The 18,751-nt window shown below is 65.0% G+C and carries 16 protein-coding genes and 1 pseudogene; 10 read left to right on the top strand and 7 right to left on the bottom strand.

The features are described from left to right. The first annotated feature begins 162 nt into the window (after nt 1–162). From IOC82_RS08440 to IOC82_RS08420, 5 genes are all read left to right on the top strand, one after another. Nucleotides 163–2,181, top strand: coding sequence for a bifunctional DedA family/phosphatase PAP2 family protein (locus IOC82_RS08440; RefSeq protein WP_290545737.1), 2,019 nt, complete (start codon nt 163–165; stop codon nt 2,179–2,181). Nucleotides 2,182–2,312: 131 nt separating this feature from the next. After that, nucleotides 2,313–2,711, top strand: coding sequence for an NADH:ubiquinone oxidoreductase subunit NDUFA12 (locus tag IOC82_RS08435; protein ID WP_290545736.1), 399 nt, complete (start codon nt 2,313–2,315; stop codon nt 2,709–2,711). Between the two features lie 63 nt (nt 2,712–2,774). Then, complete coding sequence (gene mlaD / locus IOC82_RS08430; RefSeq protein WP_290545735.1) at nt 2,775–3,290, top strand: outer membrane lipid asymmetry maintenance protein MlaD; 516 nt, start codon at nt 2,775–2,777, stop codon at nt 3,288–3,290. After that, entirely contained in the window at nt 3,290–3,544 is a 255-nt protein-coding gene (locus tag IOC82_RS08425) for a hypothetical protein (RefSeq protein ID WP_290545734.1), read from the top strand. Before mlaD ends, IOC82_RS08425 begins: the two co-directional genes overlap by 1 nt. After that, complete coding sequence (locus IOC82_RS08420; RefSeq protein ID WP_290545733.1) at nt 3,541–4,005, top strand: DUF2155 domain-containing protein; 465 nt, start codon at nt 3,541–3,543, stop codon at nt 4,003–4,005. Before IOC82_RS08425 ends, IOC82_RS08420 begins: the two co-directional genes overlap by 4 nt. Here IOC82_RS08420 and aat read toward each other — a convergent pair. From aat to IOC82_RS08385, 7 genes are all read right to left on the bottom strand, one after another. Beyond that, nucleotides 3,990–4,649, bottom strand: a complete 660-nt coding sequence (gene aat, locus IOC82_RS08415) for a leucyl/phenylalanyl-tRNA--protein transferase (RefSeq protein WP_290545732.1) — start codon at nt 4,647–4,649, stop codon at nt 3,990–3,992. The genes IOC82_RS08420 and aat overlap by 16 nt on opposite strands. Further along, nucleotides 4,649–5,992: an acetyl-CoA carboxylase biotin carboxylase subunit gene (gene accC / locus IOC82_RS08410; RefSeq protein WP_290545731.1), complete on the bottom strand. Its 1,344-nt coding sequence runs from the start codon at nt 5,990–5,992 to the stop codon at nt 4,649–4,651. Before accC ends, aat begins: the two co-directional genes overlap by 1 nt. Nucleotides 5,993–5,997: 5 nt before the next feature. Beyond that, nucleotides 5,998–6,495, bottom strand: coding sequence for an acetyl-CoA carboxylase biotin carboxyl carrier protein (gene accB / locus IOC82_RS08405; RefSeq protein WP_290545730.1), 498 nt, complete (start codon nt 6,493–6,495; stop codon nt 5,998–6,000). Nucleotides 6,496–6,498: 3 nt separating this feature from the next. Then, nucleotides 6,499–6,948, bottom strand: coding sequence for a type II 3-dehydroquinate dehydratase (gene aroQ, locus IOC82_RS08400; RefSeq protein ID WP_290545729.1), 450 nt, complete (start codon nt 6,946–6,948; stop codon nt 6,499–6,501). Nucleotides 6,949–7,028: 80 nt separating this feature from the next. Further along, nucleotides 7,029–7,784 carry a DsbA family protein gene (locus tag IOC82_RS08395; RefSeq protein ID WP_290545728.1) on the bottom strand — a complete coding sequence of 252 codons (756 nt, stop codon included), beginning with the start codon at nt 7,782–7,784 and terminating at the stop codon, nt 7,029–7,031. Between the two features lie 62 nt (nt 7,785–7,846). After that, nucleotides 7,847–9,229: a M48 family metalloprotease gene (locus IOC82_RS08390; RefSeq protein ID WP_290545727.1), complete on the bottom strand. Its 1,383-nt coding sequence runs from the start codon at nt 9,227–9,229 to the stop codon at nt 7,847–7,849. A gap of 104 nt (nt 9,230–9,333) precedes the next feature. Continuing rightward, nucleotides 9,334–12,201 (bottom strand): Rne/Rng family ribonuclease, encoded by a 2,868-nt coding sequence (locus IOC82_RS08385; RefSeq protein ID WP_366935661.1) that lies wholly within the window; start codon nt 12,199–12,201, stop codon nt 9,334–9,336. A 517-nt stretch (nt 12,202–12,718) separates the two neighbouring features. Here IOC82_RS08385 and IOC82_RS08380 point away from each other — a divergent pair. The 5 genes and pseudogenes from IOC82_RS08380 to IOC82_RS08360 all read left to right on the top strand — a co-directional run. After that, a complete protein-coding gene (locus tag IOC82_RS08380; RefSeq protein WP_290545726.1) occupies nt 12,719–13,981 on the top strand; it encodes an N-acetylmuramoyl-L-alanine amidase in 1,263 nt (420 codons plus the stop codon). Between the two features lie 296 nt (nt 13,982–14,277). Beyond that, on the top strand, nt 14,278–16,779 hold the full coding sequence (locus IOC82_RS08375) for a penicillin-binding protein 1A (RefSeq protein WP_290545725.1): 2,502 nt from the start codon (nt 14,278–14,280) through the stop codon (nt 16,777–16,779). A 35-nt stretch (nt 16,780–16,814) separates the two neighbouring features. Next, nucleotides 16,815–17,946 (top strand): peptide chain release factor 2 gene (gene prfB, locus IOC82_RS08370; protein ID WP_290545724.1). Its coding sequence is split into 2 segments (ribosomal slippage): nt 16,815–16,883 and nt 16,885–17,946, totalling 1,131 coding nucleotides; the frame shifts between segments, so codons are not numbered across the junction. Between the two features lie 99 nt (nt 17,947–18,045). Beyond that, nucleotides 18,046–18,669, top strand: a complete 624-nt coding sequence (locus IOC82_RS08365) for a transposase (RefSeq protein ID WP_290545723.1) — start codon at nt 18,046–18,048, stop codon at nt 18,667–18,669. Further along, nucleotides 18,605–18,751, top strand: a pseudogene (locus IOC82_RS08360) (IS5/IS1182 family transposase); the annotation flags it as partial. The gene IOC82_RS08365 and the pseudogene IOC82_RS08360, both read left to right, overlap by 65 nt.

The raw sequence follows: 18,751 nt of genomic DNA, 5'->3' as shown, positions 1-18,751 counted from the left end.
TCCGGCGAAACCAGGCAGCGCGCGGCAAACCCCTGGGAGCAGAGTCCATTGTCCGGGCCTTATTGTCGCGCCCCGGAGGAAGAGCGGGAGGCCGGACGCTGAGGCTGCTATCACCCGCCCGCAACTTTCGTAATCCGCGACGACCAAGGAACCCGCTTCGCTGTGTTCGACATCATTCAACCCTATCTCGATTATTTCACCGCCCATCCGGAGTGGGCGCTCGTCATCATTTTCCTGATTGCGATGGGCGAGGCGCTGCTGATCATCGGCCTGTTCGTGCCCTCGACGGCGGTGCTGGTGGGGGCGGGCGTGCTGGTGGGAACGGGCCACCTCGGCTTCTGGCCCGTCGTCATCGTAACCGCCGTCGGCTGCATTGTGGGCGACCAGATTTCCTATTGGGCCGGCCGGATGTTCGGCCAGCGGCTCAAGACCATGTGGCCCCTGAACCTGTATCCGCAGCTCGTTGCAAAGGGCGAGGATTTCGTGCGCGTGCATGGCGGCAAGTCGATCGCCATCGGCCGCTTCGTGCCCGGCGTAAAGTCGGTGGTGCCCGGTATCGTCGGCATGTTCGGCATGAACCAGCTGTTCTTTGTCTTCGTCAACGTGACGTCGGGCATCGTCTGGTCCTTCGCGCATATCGTGCCGGGCGTGCTGATCGGGCAGGGACTGGCCTTTGCCGGAGAGCTGTCGGGGCGCTTGCTCGTGGTGCTGCTGGTTCTGCTCGTGCTGCTGGCGCTGGCGGGCTTCATCATCCGCCTTGCGGCGGCGGGCGTCTCGCCCTTTCTCAACCACCTGCTGGCGCGGGTGTCCGCGTGGGCCAGGACCAAGCGCGGCCGCTCCTGGCAGCGGTTCGCCAGGGCAGTGTCCCCCGGCAATCCTCGCTCGGTGATGATCGTGCTGTTCGCCGCCATCGTGTTCACCGGCCTCGTTGCGCTGGCCGACCTCGCCATCCGGGCGGCCTCCAGCGAAGCCGTTTCCAACATGGACGTTTCGCTTGCCACCCTGATGCGCGAGTCGCGCAATGCACCGGCCGACGAGCTGATGACGGTCATTACCATGATGGGCGACACCATGGTGATGTCCGCGCTGGCGCTCGCCATACTGGGCTGGCTCGTCTGGCACAAGGCCTATCGCGCCGCCTGGGCGGCGGGCATCGCCATCGTGGCGGCCAAAGCCTTCGAGCTTGCCATGAAGCTCGGCATCCAGCGGGCCCGGCCAACCGAACTCTCCTATTCCGGCGCCAGCCTGTTCAGCTTTCCGTCGGGCCACGCCACCATGGCGGCGGTGATATTCGGTATCCTTGCCGTGCTGGTGAGCCACTCCATGGGCCGCTGGGGCAGGGCCCTCGTTTATGCCACCTGCGCCATACTGGTCGTCGCCATTGCCTATTCGCGCCTCTATCTCGGGGCGCACTGGCTGTCGGACGTGCTGGCGGGCCTCACCTTCGGCGTCGTCATGATGGCGGCCTTCGGAGTGGCGATCGAGGCAATTCCGCCGCGTCGCATCAAGCCGCTCGGCCTGTTCGCCACCTCACTCGTGGTGTTCATCGGCGCGGGCGCGCTGCATGTCGCCACCGGTTTCACGCGCGCCAGCGAAATGTACGCCATGGCGGAGCCGCTGACGCTCGTCCCCGTCGCGCAATGGGTCGAGAAGGATTGGGAGAAGCTGCCCGCCCGCCGCATCGATCTCGCCGGCAAGCCGGAGGAGGGCTTCATCGCGCAGTTTGCCGGCAACCTCGACCTGCTGGCGGGTCAGCTCGAAGCCAGCGGCTGGAGCGCGATGCCGGTGTGGACCTGGCGGCAGAGCCTGCCTTACCTCAACCCCAATGCGGCGCTGCCGGACCTCGCGCCGCGGCCGGCCCTGCATGAGGGCCTCAAAGCGAAGCTCACGCTCACGCGGGCTGCCCCTGGCGGCGGTGAGGGGCGCGAGGTGATCCGCGTCTACAAGACCGGCCTCGCCGCGGTGGAAGGCTCGGCCTATAAGCCGATCTATCTCGTGAGCCTTACCCGCGAGGTGAGAACGCATGGCTTCGACCTCTACGCCATTCCCTCGCCGCGTCCGGCATCGGATGCCGACATTGCCGAGCTGCGGGGCGTGCTGTCGCGCGCGGGGGGAATCGCCATCCTGTCCGGGCATGAGCGCGGGGGAATCCGGCAGGACCTGATCACCGCCATTCCCTGACGGGCGCGGTTTTCCGGCTGCCGCTGCAGAGGCCGGCCCACAGGCCAATTCGGCACTGGACGGGGCTGGTGCGTTCCGCCATATTCCGCGGCGATTTTTGGGGCGCGCTGGCCCGCAACGGACGAGTCGACATGTTACTCCTTAAGCAGTTATTCACCTGGTGGAATGGCCAGACGCTCAACACTCGCTTCTACACTTGGCGCAAGGGCAACTTTGTCGGCGCAGACCAGTTCGGCAACAAGTATTACCGCGCCAAATCGGCGGTGCCGCGATCGATCAGTGAGCGCCGCTGGGTGATCTATAACGGCTATTCCGAAGCCTCCACCATTCCGCCCGGCTGGCATGGCTGGATGCACCACCGCGCCGATGCGCCGCCGACCGAGGAAAACTATACCCCGCGCGAGTGGCAGAAGCCCTTTATTCCCAACCAGACCGGAACGCCCAATGCATACCGGCCCAAGGGCTCGATCCTTTCGGGCGCCAAGCCCGCGCCCAGCGCGGCTGACTATTCCGCCTGGCGGCCGGAATAAGGCCCGCCATATTTCGGCTAGGGTTCATCGCTATCCCGGCCAACGACTGAGAGGAGGGGCGGCGTGAAGAATTCGGCAGTGGAAACCCTGATCGGCGCCGCGGTGGTGATCATCGCGGCGGCGTTTTTCTTCTTCGCCTATCAGACCTCCGGCAAGGGCCATGCCTCCGGTGCTTATCGACTCAGCGCCGAATTCGACAATGCCGAGGGCGTGAGTGTCGGTACTGACGTGCGCATCGCAGGCGTCAAGGTGGGCTCCGTGATCGACTTCACGCTCAACACCGAGAACTTCCAGGCCAACACGGTCATGGAACTTGATCCCAAGGTGAAACTCACCGACGACGCCACCGCCAAAGTCACATCCGAGGGCCTGCTTGGCTCGAAGTTCATCGCGCTGGAGCAGGGCGGCTCGGAAACCGTTCTTGCCAACGGCGGCGTCATCTCCAACACGCAAGGCGCGGTCGACATCTGGTCGCTCATCAGCGAGGCGATGTTCGCCAACAAGGGTCCGGGCCAGCAGAGCGAGGCGCCTGCCGGCGGTGACCAGGACGTTCCTGCCACCGACACCAAGACCCCGTGATGGCGGAAGCCCGGCCCGCCCTTCGCCCTCAGCAATGGTCCGCCGGACGTTACGCCACGCACGCGCGCTTCGTCTCCGGCCTTGCCTCCGGCGTGGTCGAATGGCTGGCTCCCAAGCCCAGCGAACGCATTCTTGACCTGGGCTGCGGCGATGGCGTGCTCACAGCCGATCTGCTGCGGCTCGCACCGTGCTGCGCCGGCGGCAACCGGACGGCGGATTACGTCCGGCTGCGGGTCGAGGCGGTGAAGGCATGAGAGTCGTTTTTCTCGGCAGCGCATCCATCGTTTTCGTCACGGCCATGGGTAGCGCTGCCTGGGCGGAGCGCATTGCAAATCCGATCGCCATGTTCGCAGGGCTGGACAAGATCACCGGCGTCACCACCACCTTCGAAATTCCCATCGGCGAGGAACGCCGCTTCGGCAGCGTGATCGTCAAGCCGAACGTCTGCTATACGCGTCCCGTCACCGAACAGCCCAAGACCACAAGCTTCGTCAAGATCGACCAGGTCGAGACCGACAACACGCGCAAACCCATCTTCTCCGGCTGGATGTTCGCCGAAAGCCCCGGCCTCAACGCCATGGAACACGCCACGTATGATGTGTGGCTGACAGGCTGCCGGGACCCCAACGCCCCACCCCCCGCCGTTGAAACCGCACCCGCCACCGACGCCAACGGCCAGCTCGGGAGACCGAAGGACGATCAGCCTGACGACTGAGCTGGCGCCGCCCAGGCGAGCACCGCCCCGGGGTCGACATCCTCCCGGAACGCAAAGAAATCCGCATTCCTGTCGAGCAGCGGTTCCATGATCTTGTGGTAGCCGGCGCGCGGCACTGCGATGGCGCCCAGCCGCTCGAGATGCGGGTTGACGAACTGCGCGTCGAGCAGCCCGAAACCGCCGAAATTGAGCCGCGCCACCAGATGGACGAGCGCCACCTTCGAGGCGTCGGTGGCGCGCGAGAACATGCTCTCGCCGAAAAACACCGCCCCAATGCGCACGCCATAGAGCCCACCCACCAGTGCGCCATTCTGGCGGCACTCGATTGAATGGCAGCAGCCCATGCGGTGGAGTTGCGTATAGAGCGCCTTTATGCGGGCATTGATCCACGTGGAGCGGCGGTCCTGGGTTTTTTCCGCACAGGCGGCGATCACCGCGGAGAAGTCGCGGTCGACGCTCACCTCGAAGGCCTTGCGCCGCAGCGTCTTCTTCAGCGAATGCGAAATCTTCAGCCTGTCGAGCGGAATGACACCGCGCTCTTCGGGTTCCACCCAGTGCAGCGCGCTGTCCTCCGCACTCTCGGCCATCGGGAACATTCCTGCCGCATAGGCGCGCAACAGGATCTGTGGGGTGATCGAGCTCATCACGCCTGGCGGGCGAGATAATGCTCCAGCCAGTGGATGTCATAGTGGCCGTCGATAATGTCTGGTTCGGCCAGGAGCTGCTGGAACAGCGGGATGGTGGTCTCGATGCCCTCCACCACGAATTCGCTGAGCGCGCGCTTGAGCCGCATCATGCATTCGGTGCGGCTCTTGCCGGAGACGATCAGCTTGCCGATGAGGCTGTCGTAATAGGGCGGAATGCGGTAGCCGGCATAGAGCGCCGAATCGACGCGCACGCCCAAGCCACCGGGGAAATGCACCGCGTCGGCCCGGCCCGGCGACGGCGCGAAGGTCGTCGGGTTCTCGGCATTGATGCGGCACTCGATGGCGTGGCCGGAGAAAGTGATGTCCGCCTGCGTATAGGCAAGGTCGGCGCCGGAGGCGACGCGCAGCTGCTCCTGCACGAGGTCGAGGCCGGTAATCGCCTCGGTCACCGGATGCTCCACCTGCAGGCGGGTGTTCATCTCGATGAAATAGAACTCGCCGTTCTCGTAAAGGAACTCGACGGTGCCGGCGCCCTCGTAGCCGAGCTTCTCCATGGCGCGGGCCACGCGGCCTCCGATCTCGCCGCGCTGGGCGGCGTTGAGGGCCGGCGAATGCGCCTCCTCCCAGATCTTCTGGTGGCGGCGCTGCAGCGAGCAGTCGCGCTCGCCGAGGTGAACGGCGCGGCCCTTGCCGTCGCCCAGCACCTGGATCTCGATGTGGCGCGGCTTCTCGAGGTATTTCTCGATATAGACATCGCCATTGCCGAAGGCGGCCTTGGCCTCGGACTGTGCGGTGCTCATGGCGATCTCGAGGTCGGTCTCTCTGCGCGCCACCTTCATGCCGCGCCCGCCGCCGCCGGCGGTGGCCTTGACGATCACCGGATAGCCGATGTCTTTCGCCACCCGCCTCGCTTCATCGATGTCGTTGACGCCGCCTTCCGAACCGGGGACCACGGGAATGCCCAGTTCCTGCGCGGTCAGCTTCGCGGTGATCTTGTCGCCCATGATGCGGATGTGCTCGGCCGAGGGGCCGATGAATTTCACGCCATGCTCGGTGAGAATGTCGGCAAAGCGTGCATTCTCCGACAGGAAGCCGTAGCCCGGATGCACGGCGTCCGCACCGGTGATCTCGCAGGCGGCGACGATGGCGGGTATGTTAAGATAGCTGTCGCGTGCCGGCGGCGGGCCGATGCACACGCTCTCGTCGGCGAGCCTGACATGCATGGCGTCGGCGTCGGCGGTAGAATGCACGGCCACCGTCTGGATACCGAGCTCGCGGCAGGCGCGCAGCACGCGGAGTGCGATTTCACCCCGGTTGGCGATGAGGACCTTGTCGAACATCGCCCCTACTCGATCGCCACGAGAGGTTCGCCATACTCGACCGGATGGCCGTTGTCGACATAGATCGCCGTCACCTTGCCAGCGCGCGGCGCGTGGATCTGGTTCATGGTCTTCATCGCCTCGATGATGAGGAGGGTCTGGCCTTCCTTCACATTCGCGCCGATCTCGATGAAGTTCGCCGCACCGGGCGAGGGCGCCATGTAGACGGTGCCCACCATCGGCGATTTCACCGTCCCGGGATGATCGACGGCGGACTTGGGGGCAGGCGCTGCAGGCGCCTCATGCGTAGGCGCGGCATGGGCGTGCAAGACCGGGGCGGGCGCTGGGGAGGCGACGGTTGCCACCGCTGTCATCTGCTTCGCCACACGGAACTTGGTGCCCTTGCGGTCAAGCTCGATCTCGCTCAATCCCGTGTCGTTCAGGATCTCGGCGAGGCTCTCGATCAGTTCGAGATCTGGATCGTTGAGAGCGGATTTGGACGACGCTTTCTTCGAGGGGGGCATTGGTCAACCCTTCTTGGCGGCTGAGATGAGGGAATGAAGCGCGGTGATCGCCAGGAGATAGCTGTCGACGCCGAAGCCGCAGATCACGCCGTTCACCGCCGGAGCGGTGAAGCTGACGTTACGAAAGGCCTCGCGTTTGTGGATGTTGGAAAGATGGAGCTCGACCGAGGGGGTATCGGCGGCTTTCAGCGCATCATGCAGGCCCACCGAGGTGTGGGTATAGGCACCGGCGTTGATGGCGATGGCGGACGCCTTGTCCCGCGCCTCGTGGATCCAGTCGATGAGGTCGCCCTCGTGGTTGCTCTGGCGGAAATCAATACTCAGGCCGAGTGCGGCCGCGTGGTCGCGGCAGCGGTTCTCGACATCCTTTAGCGTCGCGTAGCCATAGATCGCAGGTTCGCGCAGGCCGAGCAGGTTCAGGTTCGGGCCGTTGAGCACAAAGACAGGTTTCATCGATCCCCACGATTCCCCAGGGCGGACCGCTGCTTATAGGCGGTCGCGGCGCCAGTTGGAAGCGGCCAGGGTGGCGGGCCTCAGCAGAGCTTGCAGCCGCCGCCCTTGCGCACCTGGTCTACAAGTTCCGCCAGCCCGTCGGCCGGCACATAGCCGGGCAAGACCTTGTCATCGACGATGAAGGCGGGTGTGCCGTTGATCGCCAGCGCCTGGGCCAGCGCATGGTTGTCTGCCAGCTCCTTGGCCACGGCCGGGTCCTTCATGTCTTCCTTCATCCTGGCGACATCGATACCCTGCTTGGCGGCGAGTTCGTCCACCGCCTCCTTGGTCACCTTGCCTTCATGCTCGAAAAGGGCCTTGTGCAGTTCCCAGTACTTGTTCTGCTTCTTGGCGGCGATGGCGGCCATGGCGGCATAATCGGAATCGCCGCCGAAAATCGGAAACTCCTTTAGCACGAAGCGCAGGTTCTTGTCCTTTTCGAGAAGCGTCATCACCTCGGAGAATCCCTTCTTGCACCAACCGCAATTATAGTCGAAGAACTCGACCATGGTGACGTCGCCCTCGGGGTCGCCGGCCACATAATCGGCTGGCGAGCGGAAGATCTGATCGGCGCTGGATTGCAGCACGGCGCCGCGCTGTTGGACTTCCTGCTGCTGCTGTCTTGCGTCAAGCGACTTGGAAACGTCGAGCAGCACTTCGGGGTTTTCCAACAGATATTGCCGGACGATGTCGCCGATTTCCTTCTTCTGGGCGTCATTGAAGTTGCCGTCGGCGAATGCCGCGGGCGCGAGGGCCAGCAGGGCGGCGGCGGCGGCGAAGCGGAGGCGGAAAGTCATCAGGCGTCATCCTTTGGTTTGGGTCATTTTTTGCCGCAAAGCGGTGCTTCGGTCCATGTCGGTCAGCGTCCGGCGAAGCTGATCACGTCGCTGGCGCGCGTCCATTCGGGTGTTCCGGTCTTGAAGGCGGCCTGGGCGGAGCGCGCCTTTTCCAGAGCGAGTTTGGTGTCGCCCATCAGCAGGGCGGCTTGGGCGGTCGCGAGTTCGGCGCGCGGCACGTCCCCGGTCAGGGCATAGGCGCGGGCCAGTAAGCGGAAGGTCTCGGGCGTCTCGCCCTCGGTGCGCTGCGCCTGGCGTAGCAGCTTGATTGCCTCCCCAGCATTGTCCGGCTTCCCGGTGTCGATATAGGTCTGTGCCGCCAGAATCAGGATCAGCCCGTTGCTTGGCAGCAGTTCCAGCGCCTTGCGGACCGGCACGGCAGCCTCCGCCGCGCGGCCGTTCTCGAGCAACGCCTGGGCCTTCAACTCCCAGAAATAGGGATTTTCCGGCAGCTCCTTTATGAGGCCGTCTATGATCGGCAGGGCATTCTGGATGTCGCCCCGCCGGAACATGGCGATCGCCCGGGCATAGCGCGCCGGCATCGACTGGTCGGTGGACGGGTATTTCTGCATCACCGCTTGGGCGCCGCCGATGTAGCCCGCGAGCTTGGCCTGCACCAGCTGGTGGCGCAGCATCAGCGCCGGCGGGTCCTTGGCATCCCAGTAGGGAGACTTCTTGGCCTCCACCTCGAAATTGCGGATGCGGTCCATCGGCATGGGGTGAGACATCACATAGGGATCGACATCAGCGAGTGTTGCGATGTTCTCGCGCGCCAGGGTCTCGAACAGGGTGACCATGCCGCGCGCCGACTGGCGGGTCTCGTTGAGGAACTTAAGCGCCGCCTGGTCGGCGGAGGCTTCCATGCCGCGGGCATAGGTGAGGAAGTTGCGCTGCGCCAGCCCCTGGGTGCCCGCCATGATGCCCTGACCTGCCTGCGCGATCTCGCCATTGCCGGAGGCTACGCCGCCGGCGATGGCGGCAAGGCCCAGCAACATGCCGGCGATCTGCGTGTAATTGGCCGAATCGATTTCGACGCCCATGCGCGCCAGGTGGCCGCCGGCGATGTGGCCCGTCTCGTGAGCCAGCACGCCGATCACTTCGTTCGGCGTGTCCGCCCGCTCGATCAGCCCGGTGTTGATGAAGATGCGCTGTCCGCCGGCCACGAAGGCGTTGATCGACCGGTCGTTCAGAATATAGACCTTCACCGCCCTGGGGTTGATGCCGGCCGCCTTGAAGATCGGCCGGGTATAGAGGCGCATGAGCCCCTCGATTTCCGCGTCGCGGATGATCGGCAGCGGCTTGCCGCGCTGGGCGGCTTCGGCTTGCGGCAGAGCCACGCTCATGCAGGCCATGAGCGCCGCCATCAGGCGGGCCGTGGCGCAAAAGAACGAAGCGGTTCGTAGCATGGGTTGTCAGCCTCCCGATCCGTCAATCGGGTGAGATTGAGGCGAGTTTGAGGCTCCGCGGGGCAGGGTCAGCCGGCCTTCGGGCGGCTGACCAATTTGTAACATCAGCGCTTGTTCCACCAGCCGGACTTACGCTCCGAGGCGGCGGCAGTCACAGTGGGGCTCGGTGGCTGCCAGCGGCGCGGCGGTTCCACCGGGGCGGGGGCCTCCACCATCGGATCGGCGGCGGTCACTGGCGCGGGCGCCGTGGCCAGAGCCGGACCGGGGGCAGACACCACTGGCCCGTCCGCGGCGGGGTTCTTGGCGACAGGCGCCTCGCCCGCCCCGGTGGCGGCCTCCGGGCGCTCGTCGCGGCGGCCGCGGTCTTCGCGACGCGGGCGCTCGCCACGGTCGCGGCCCCAGCGGTCACGGCCACGGCGCGGACGTTCGACTTCTTCTGAACGCTCCTCGCCTCCGGCCTCCGCCACGGCGCTCTCGTCGCCAGCCTCGGTCTGGCTCTCCTCGGCGTCACGGTCGTCTTCGGAGCCGAAGTCAGGCTGTTCGCCACGACCGGGCACGTCATCGCCCTCACCATTCTGTGCCTGCTGTTCGTCGCGTCCGCGCCCGCCGCGCCGGCCACGGCGGCGGCGGCGGCGGCGGCCACCTTCGCGGTCACCCCCCTCGCGCTCGCCATTGTCATTGCCGGACTGGCGCTCTTCGCCGGACGCATCGCCGGCCTCCCCGGCGCCATTCTCGTCCTCGGCCGCGATCTCCTCGGTCTCGGCGTCCCCGTCTTCCTCATCGAAGGCGGAGTCGATACGCACCGGAGCCGTCATCACCCGGCGCGGCGGAATGTTGCGCTCCGGCGCCCGCTCGATCAGCGCCTGCGAGCCCTTGAGGTCCTCGCTCGGCGTGATGAACACCGAGATGCCGTAGGTGGTCTCGATGGCGAGCAGGTTGTCGCGCTTCTCGTTGAGGATGTAGAAGGCGATCTCGCGCGTGCATTTGACGGTGATGTTCTCGGGCTTGCGCGCAATCAGGTGCTCCTCGACCGCCCGCAGCACCGAGAGGCCGCAGGACGAGATCGAACGCACCACGCCGCGGCCCTCGCAATGCGGGCAGGTGCGCGAGGAACCTTCCAGCAGGCCGGGACGCAGCCGCTGGCGCGACATTTCGAGCAGGCCGAAATGGCTGATGTGGCCGACCTGGATGCGCGCCCGGTCGTTCTTCAGCGCGTCCTTCAGGCGGCGCTCGACATTGCGGTTGTTGCGCTTCTCCTCCATGTCGATGAAGTCGATGACGACAAGGCCGGCCAGGTCGCGCAGGCGCAGCTGGCGGGCGATTTCATCGGAGGCTTCAAGGTTGGTCTTGTAGGCTGTGTCCTCGATGTTGTGCTCGCGCGTCGCCTTTCCGGAGTTTATGTCGATCGAGACGAGCGCCTCCGTTTGGTTGATCACCATGTAGCCGCCCGAAGGCAGCGTGACAGTGGGCGAATAGAGCCCGTCGAGCTGGCTCTCCGCCTGGTAGCGCGAGAACAGCGGGCGCGAATCCTTGTAGGGCTTGACGTTCTTGGCGTGGCTCGGCATCAGCATCTTCATGAAGTCCTTGACTTCACGATAGGCCTCTTCGCCCTCGACGATCACCTCGTCGACGTCCTTGGTGTAAAGATCGCGGATCGCACGTTTCACCAGGCTCCCTTCCTCGTAGACGAGCGCCGGGGCCTGGCTCTTCAGCGTCAGGTCACGCACGCTTTCCCAAAGGCGCAGAAGGTAGTCATAGTCGCGCTTGATCTCGGTCTTGGTGCGCTGGGCGCCCGCGGTGCGGACGATGAGGCCCATACCCTGCGGCACCTCGATCTCCTTCACCATCTCCTTCAGCCGCCGGCGGTCGCCCGAGTCGGTGATCTTGCGGGAAATGCCGCCGCCCCTCGCGGTGTTGGGCATCAGCACGCAATAGCGGCCGGCGAGCGAGAGATAGGTGGTGAGAGCGGCACCCTTGTTGCCGCGCTCTTCCTTCACGACCTGCACCAGGATCACCTGGCGGCGCTTGATCACTTCCTGGATCTTGTACTGTTTGCGCTGCACTTTGCGGCGGCGCTGCGGCACTTCCTCGAGTGCGTCCTCGGCGCCGATCTCCTCGACACGGACGGCGTCCGGGTCCTCGCCCACTTCCTCGACGCCATTGCCGAGTTCGCCCGGCATGCCGTGCTGCATGGAGGGGGCAGGGGCCGCGGCCTCCACCTCGGCGTCGCCCGGGGCGTCCGGGTACGGTCCGGCCAGGCGGGCCTCGATGGTCTCTTCCGCCTCGGTGGTCTCCCCGCCATTTTCGACCGGCTCGGAGACCGACGGGTCCTCGTGGTTCGCCGACATTGGCTCAGCGCGCGGCGGCGTGTCATCGCCGTCGTCATCCGCCTCGTTGTGGTATTCGACGGCCTCGCCCTCGATCGCCTTGGACGCAGACATGTCGAGCACACGGGAGTCGGGGCTCTCCTCTTCGTTGGTCTCGGGGCCATGGTCCTCGGCGAAAGAGTCGTCTCCCGCCGCCTCGGTGTCCTCGGCATATTCCGGCTCGGAGATTTCCTCCACGCCGCCCTCGGTGTTCTCTTCTCCGCGGCGTCTGCCCCGGTCACGGCCGCGGTCGCGGCCACGGCGCCGGCGGCCATTACCTTCGCCTTCGTCGTCTTCGTCCGCGGCCTCGCGGGCATGCTCTTCCTCCTCGGCGGCGAGCAGCGCCATGCGGTCGGCGAGCGGGATCTGGTAGTAGTCCGGGTGGATTTCCGAGAAGGCGAGGAAGCCATGGCGGTTGCCGCCGTATTCCACGAAGGCCGCCTGGAGCGACGGCTCAACGCGCGTCACCTTGGCGAGGTAGATATTGCCCTTCAGCTGCCGGCGTGCGGCGCTTTCGAAATCGAATTCCTCGATGCGGTTTCCCTTGAGCACCACAACGCGGGTTTCTTCGGGGTGGCTGGCATCGATGAGCATCTTGCTGCCCATGAGTCTCGTCCTCTGCGCCAGCCCGGCAAATGTGCCCATAGGTTCTCCGCTCCGGTGAGGAGACGCCTGTTGGAGATGCGGGTGCTGCAGCGCGAATGGGGCATGTGGGTCCAGCCAGCGGACACGGGCAAACAGGCGACGCGAGCCGGTCTTGCCCGGTCCTCGTTCAGCGCGCTCGTCGTGGCGTGGGACATGCCCAAGATTTCCTTATGTTCCGGATCACGGAACGGTTCTAAATGGCGGATCCGGCACAGGATCTCGCTCTTCGGCCGCGTCGAGCGGGGCTGGCAGCAACTGCCTCCGGACCCCCGCTTTTCGCGAAATTCTCAACCCGAAATCGATTCTGCTGCAGAGTCGCGGCCCTGACCTCGGGAGTGCTTTACTTCTTATGAGGCAGGTTGCCAAAATGCAAGCTTTCCTCTGCGCAGCGCCTGGCGGGCCACCCGGCAACCATTGATTAACCCTGGACAGCCTAGCTTGTGCGGAAACGGTCTCCAACCCGCAGTGCCGCCGACCCATGACACTTGAAACAGCCAGTCTTCGCCGCTGGGCCGCAGCCCGCCTGCTGCCCGGGCTGATTCTGGCCTTACTGTTTATGGCCGCCGGCTACCGCCTGCCTGAGGCGGATGCCGCCGATACGTCCACCATTGCCGTCGCCACGGCGGCGCGGGTGGCCGGCGACGGGACCCGCACCCGCTTCGTGGCGGATCTTACGGCGCCCGTGGGATACACCGTTTACGTGATGGCCAATCCCTACCGGGTGATGATCGACCTGCCGCAGGTGTCGTTTTCTCTCCCAGAAGGGGCGGGCGACAGCACCCGGGGCCTGGTGACCCAATATCGCTATGGCCCGGTGGACGATGCGCATTCCCGCATCGTTCTTGATACCGACGGCCCGGTACTCATCGACAAGGCCTTCCTGCTCAAGCCGGAGGACGGCCAGCCGGCACGCATCGTCGTCGATATCGTCAGAACCACCAAACAGGCCTTCGACGCTCAGCTGGCAGCCGATGCGGCCCGCGCCACGGCTGAAGCCGCCCCCGCCGGGGAAATACCGCCCGCCGCTGGCAGCGCCGTCCCGCGCGAGCGCAAGCTCGTCGTCATTGACCCCGGCCACGGCGGCATCGACCCCGGCGCCATCGGCCTCAGCAAGACGCGCGAGAAGGATGTCGTCCTGGCCTTCGGCCTTAAGCTGAAGAAGGTGCTTGAAGCGACTGGCGCAATCGATGTGGTGATGACCCGCTCCGACGACACATTCCTGACGCTGCGTGACCGCGTAAAGATCGCGCGCGAGAAAGAGGCGGACCTGTTCATCGCCATACATGCCGACACGGTCCGCGGCCAGGATGCCCGCGGTGCCACAATTTACACCCTTTCCGAAAAGGCCTCCGACGCCGAGGCGGAGGCCCTGGCACACAAGGAAAACCGCGCCGGCATCATCGCCGGCGTCGACCTCGAAGCCGAGAACCAGGAAGTGACCGACATTCTCATCGACCTTGCCCAGCGCGAATCGAAAACCCACTCGCTGGTCTTCGCCAAGAAGGCGGTGGCGGAGATGGCGCCTGTCACGGTCTTCACCGGCAAGCCGATGCGCTCGGCGGGCTTCATGGTGCTGAAGGCGGCGGATGTGCCCTCGGTGCTCATCGAGCTCGGCTTCCTGTCGAGCAAGCAGGATGAAAGCCAGCTCACCTCGCCCGAGTGGCAGCAGAAGGTCGCTGCCGCCATGGGCAGGGCCGTCGAAAAATATTTCGCCACCCAGCTCGCCGCCAAGACGCCCTGAAAGCCAGGATCAGATTCAACGAATAGGCAGCTGGTTTGCCTGTCTCACGCCCCTTGCGTTGCACGCCCAAGGTCATCGCCTCGTTCCGGACTGTGTGCGCCGGCACGGCGAAGCATTCGCCTGTCTCGCGCGGAGCGGCGCAGAGACCCGGTTCCTGCCACCCAAGGGCCACAATCGGCTCCTAGCGAATTAATTATAAATGGGTCATCCGGCTGTGTTATCCGGCGGACTGCAACAGGCAGGTGTCGTTTCGTAGAATGCTTCGTTTCCTCGGGTGGTTATTTGCGGTCGGTTTCATGCTCTTCATCGCCGGAGCGGCGGGCGTGGGCTATGTGCTGTGGAGCAACTCGAAGGACCTGCCGGACTATACCCAGCTCGCGAATTATGCCCCGCCGGTGATGACCCGCATCTATGCCGCCGACGGCTCGATGCTTGCCGAATATGCCGAGGAGCGCCGCCTCTTCGTGCCCGTCAGCCAGATGCCGAAGCCCTTGATCGACGCCTTCACCTCGGCCGAGGACAAGACCTTCTTCACCCACGGCGGGCTCGACTGGATGGGAATCGCCAGCGCCGCCTTGCGCTACGCGCAATTCAAGCTCACCGGCAAGGGCACCGTCGTCGGTGCCTCCACCATCACCCAGCAGGTGGCCAAGAACTTCCTCCTCACCAACGAACGCTCGCTCGAACGCAAGATGAAGGAGGCGATCCTCGTTCGCCGCATCGAGCAGACCTTCACCAAGGACCAGATCCTCGAACTCTACCTGAACGAGATTTTCCTCGGCATGAATTCCTATGGCGTCGCCGCCGCCTCGCTCAATTATTTCGGCAAGTCGCTCGACCAGCTGTCGCTGGAGGAGATGGCCTATCTGGCGGCCCTTCCCAAGGGCCCCAACAACTACCATCCCTTCCGCCAGAAGGAACGTGCCATCGAGCGCCGCAACTGGGTGCTGCTGCAGATGCACGAGAACGGCTACATCACCGAAGAGCAGATGAAAGAGGCGCAGGCCAAACCCCTGGTCGTGACGCCTCGCCCCTTCGGCGCGCAGCTGTTCAACGCTGAAAGCTTCGCCGAGGAAGTGCGCCGCGAGCTGATCGATCTCTACGGCAAGGACAAGATGGAAAAGGGCGGCCTCTCGGTCCGCACCACGCTCGATCCCAAGTTGCAGCTCTACGCCCGCCAGTCACTGGCCCGCGGCCTCATCGCCTTCGACCGCAAGCGCGGCTACCGCGGCCCCATCGCCGCCGCCGAACTGGGCGTCGCGCCGGACTGGGCGCTGCTCATCAAGGACAGGAAGGTGCCGGAAGACATGGCGCCCTGGCGCATCGCCGTGGTACTCGATGTCAATGACGGCGAAGCCACGATCGGGCTGCAGCCCAATGCCCGGCCGGACGGCACGCTGGCGCCGGAGCGCGAGACCGGCAAGATACCGTTGGAGCTCATGAGCTGGGCACGCGCCTATGTCGATGGTACGGCGCTCGGGCCTCAGGTCAAGAAGGCATCGGACGTGCTGAAGCCGGGCGACATCGTCTATGTTGCTTCCAACAAGGACACCGGCCAGTATCACCTTATGCAGGTGCCGGAGGTTGACGGCGCCATGATCGCCATGGACCCGCACACCGGCCGCGTGCTAGCCCTCGTCGGCGGCTTCTCCTATGGTCGGAGCCAGTTCAACCGCGCCGTCCAGGCGCTGCGCCAGCCGGGCTCATCCTTCAAACCCATCGTCTATGCCGCGGCCCTCGACAATGGCTATTCGCCGGCTTCCGTCATCATGGATGCGCCCATCGAGTTCAAGATGCCGGATGGCTCGATGTGGAAGCCCAAGAACTACCAGAACAAGTTCTTCGGCCCCTCGACGCTGCGCCGCGGCATCGAACAGTCGCGCAATGTGATGACGGTCAGGCTCGCCAGCGAGCTCGGCATGGCTAAGATCATCGACCTCGCGACCCGCCTTGGCGTCTATGATAAGCTGCCCGCCCAGCTCGCTATGGCGCTGGGCGCAGGCGAGACCACGCTTATGAAAATGGTCGCCGCCTATGCCATCATCGACAACAGCGGCAGGCGCGTCGATCCCACGCTGATCGACCGCATCCAGGACCGCTACGGCAAGACCATCTTCCGCCATGACAAGCGCGACTGCGCCAACTGCGAGGCCCCCGCCTGGACGCCGGACCTGCCGGAGCCGGAGCTGGTGGACGTCAGCGAGCAGGTGATGAATCCCTACACCGCCTACCAGATCACCTCGATGATGGAAGGCGTGGTGCAGCGCGGCACCGGCAAGAAGATCCTGGCAGTGGGCAAGCCCGTGGCCGGTAAGACTGGCACCTCCAACGATGAGCGCGATGCGTGGTTCATCGGCTTCACGCCAGACTTGGTGGTGGGCTGCTATGTCGGCTTCGACAATCCGAAGCCCATGGGCAAGGGCCGTACCGGCGGCGAGCTGGTTGCCCCCATCGTCGCCGACTTCATGAAGCTCGCCCTGAAGGACAAGCCGGCGACGCCGTTCCGCGTGCCGCGCGCCATCGAGCTGATCCCCATCGACGCCAAGAGCGGCAAGCGCGGCATCTTCGGCCAGCCGGGCGTGATCCTCGAGGCCTTCAAGCCGGGTGACGAGCCGCCGGATTCGACCAAGATTATCGGCGAAGACGCCATTGCGGCCGCAGGAACCGCCACCAATGGCGGCGTCATGCTGGTTCCGCCCGGTCAGGGAGAACCGGGCGGCTCCTTGTCCGCCGAGCCCGCGCCCCAACAGCCTCCCGCCACTGGCGGATTGACGGGGCCGGGCAGCGGCCTCTATTGAGGCCCATAACGTTGTTTTCAAAATGAACGGAAATCATGCGCGCTGAAATCTCGTCGCTCGTCGACGGCATGAAGCAGTCAATCGGGCTGCTGAGGAGGCATCTTTGACTGGGACAATGCCCTCCGCCGTCTCGCCGAGCTGAACGCCAAATCCGAAGACCCGTCCATCTGGAACGATCCCCAGAAGGCGCAGAAGCTGATGCGCGAGCGTCAGGACCTCGACAAGCGCATCGGCATGATCCGCGATCTGGAGCAGGCGATTGCCGACAACACCGAATTGATCGAGATGGGCGAGATGGAGGGCGATGCCTCCATCGTCGGCGAGGCCGAGAAGGCGCTGCAGGCCTTGAAGCCCAGGGTGGCCGAGACCGAGATCGAAACGTTGCTCTCGGGCGAGGCCGACGCCAATGACGCCTACCTCCAGATCAATGCAGGCGCCGGCGGCACCGAGAGCCAGGACTGGGCCTCGATGCTGATGCGCATGTATCTCCGCTACGCCAATAAATATGGCTTCAAGGCCGAGGTGCTGGACGAGCATGCGGGCGAAGAGGCGGGCATCAAGTCCTGCACCATCCAGATCAAAGGCCACAATGCCTATGGCAAGCTCAAGACCGAGTCGGGCGTGCATCGCCTTGTGCGCATTTCGCCCTATGACTCGAATGCGCGCCGCCACACCTCCTTCTCCTCCGTCTGGGTCTATCCGGTGGTCGATGACAACATCGACATCGTCGTGGTCGAGTCAGACCTCAAGGTCGACACCTACCGCGCCTCGGGCGCCGGTGGCCAGCACGTGAACACCACCGACTCCGCCGTGCGCATCACCCACGTGCCCACCGGCATCATCGTCGCTTGCCAGGCCGAGCGCTCGCAGCACAAGAACCGCGCCACCGCCCTCAAGATGCTGAAGGCGAGGCTTTACGAGATGGAGCTGCAGAAGCAGCAGGAAAAAGTCGATGCCGCCAATGCCAAGAAGACCGATATCGGCTGGGGCCACCAGATCCGCTCCTACGTGCTCCAGCCCTACCAGCTGGTGAAGGACCTGCGCACCGGCCACACCTCCACCGCGCCCGGCGACGTGCTCGACGGCGAAGTCGAGGACTTCATCCAGGCCTCCCTCGCCCACAAGGTGAAGGGCGGCGGCGGCCAGGTGATCGAGGATATCGAGTAGGCGTTTCTCCAACGTCCTCTCCTGCAAGCGGGACCTCTGCGAAACGTGACTGCTTGCTTCGGATGCGGTTCACTTCTGTTCATGCGGAGGTGAATCAGCATGACGCAGGACAGTTTCATCGAGGCTTTGCTGCCGGCGGGGTTCGGGCGCATCGAGCGGCTGGAGCGGATGACCGGTTTGATCGATTGGGACCGCCTTGCCGTCCTGGTCCGCAAGGTGCGGCCGGGCGAGACGGGCCGTCCGCCCTACGTGGCGCTGGCGATGTTCAAGGCCTTGCTTCTGCAGCAGTGGTACGGCTTTTCCGGCCCCGGTCTCGAGGAGGCCTTGCTGGACCGGGTGTCGTTCCGGCGCTTCTGCGGCTTCGCGCTGGATGCCGAGACGCCCGACGAGACGGCGCTGTGCCGGTTCCGCAACGCGCTTTGTCAGGCTGGCCTGGGAGAGGTTCTGTTTCAGGAGGTTCTCCGGCAGCTCGAAGCGGCTGGATATGTCCTGAAGACGGGGACTCTGATCGATGCCAGGCTGGTGCAGAGCTCAGGGCGGACGCCCGCGCCGGGATCAACACCGCGCACGGCCGGGAGCCGCTCGTCCCACGGCCCTGATGCCAAACTGGACACGGCAAGGCGCCAAACGGCGGCTGTTCTTCGGTTACAAGGCACACATCGCGGTCGATCAGGGATCGGGCCTGATCCGGGCGCGCCGGCTGACGGGCGCCAAGACCTATGAGAGCGAAGTGACCGGCGATCTCATCATGGGCGGCGAGAAGGCGGTCTATGCCGGTAAGGCTTATCACAAGCGGACCCGCCGC

Origin of the sequence: Aestuariivirga sp., from assembly GCF_020252395.1 — a bacterium.
Taxonomy (GTDB): domain Bacteria; phylum Pseudomonadota; class Alphaproteobacteria; order Rhizobiales; family Aestuariivirgaceae; genus Aestuariivirga.
The sequence above is the reverse complement of the archived record's forward strand: the minus strand, read 5'-3'. Positions and strand labels throughout refer to the sequence as shown.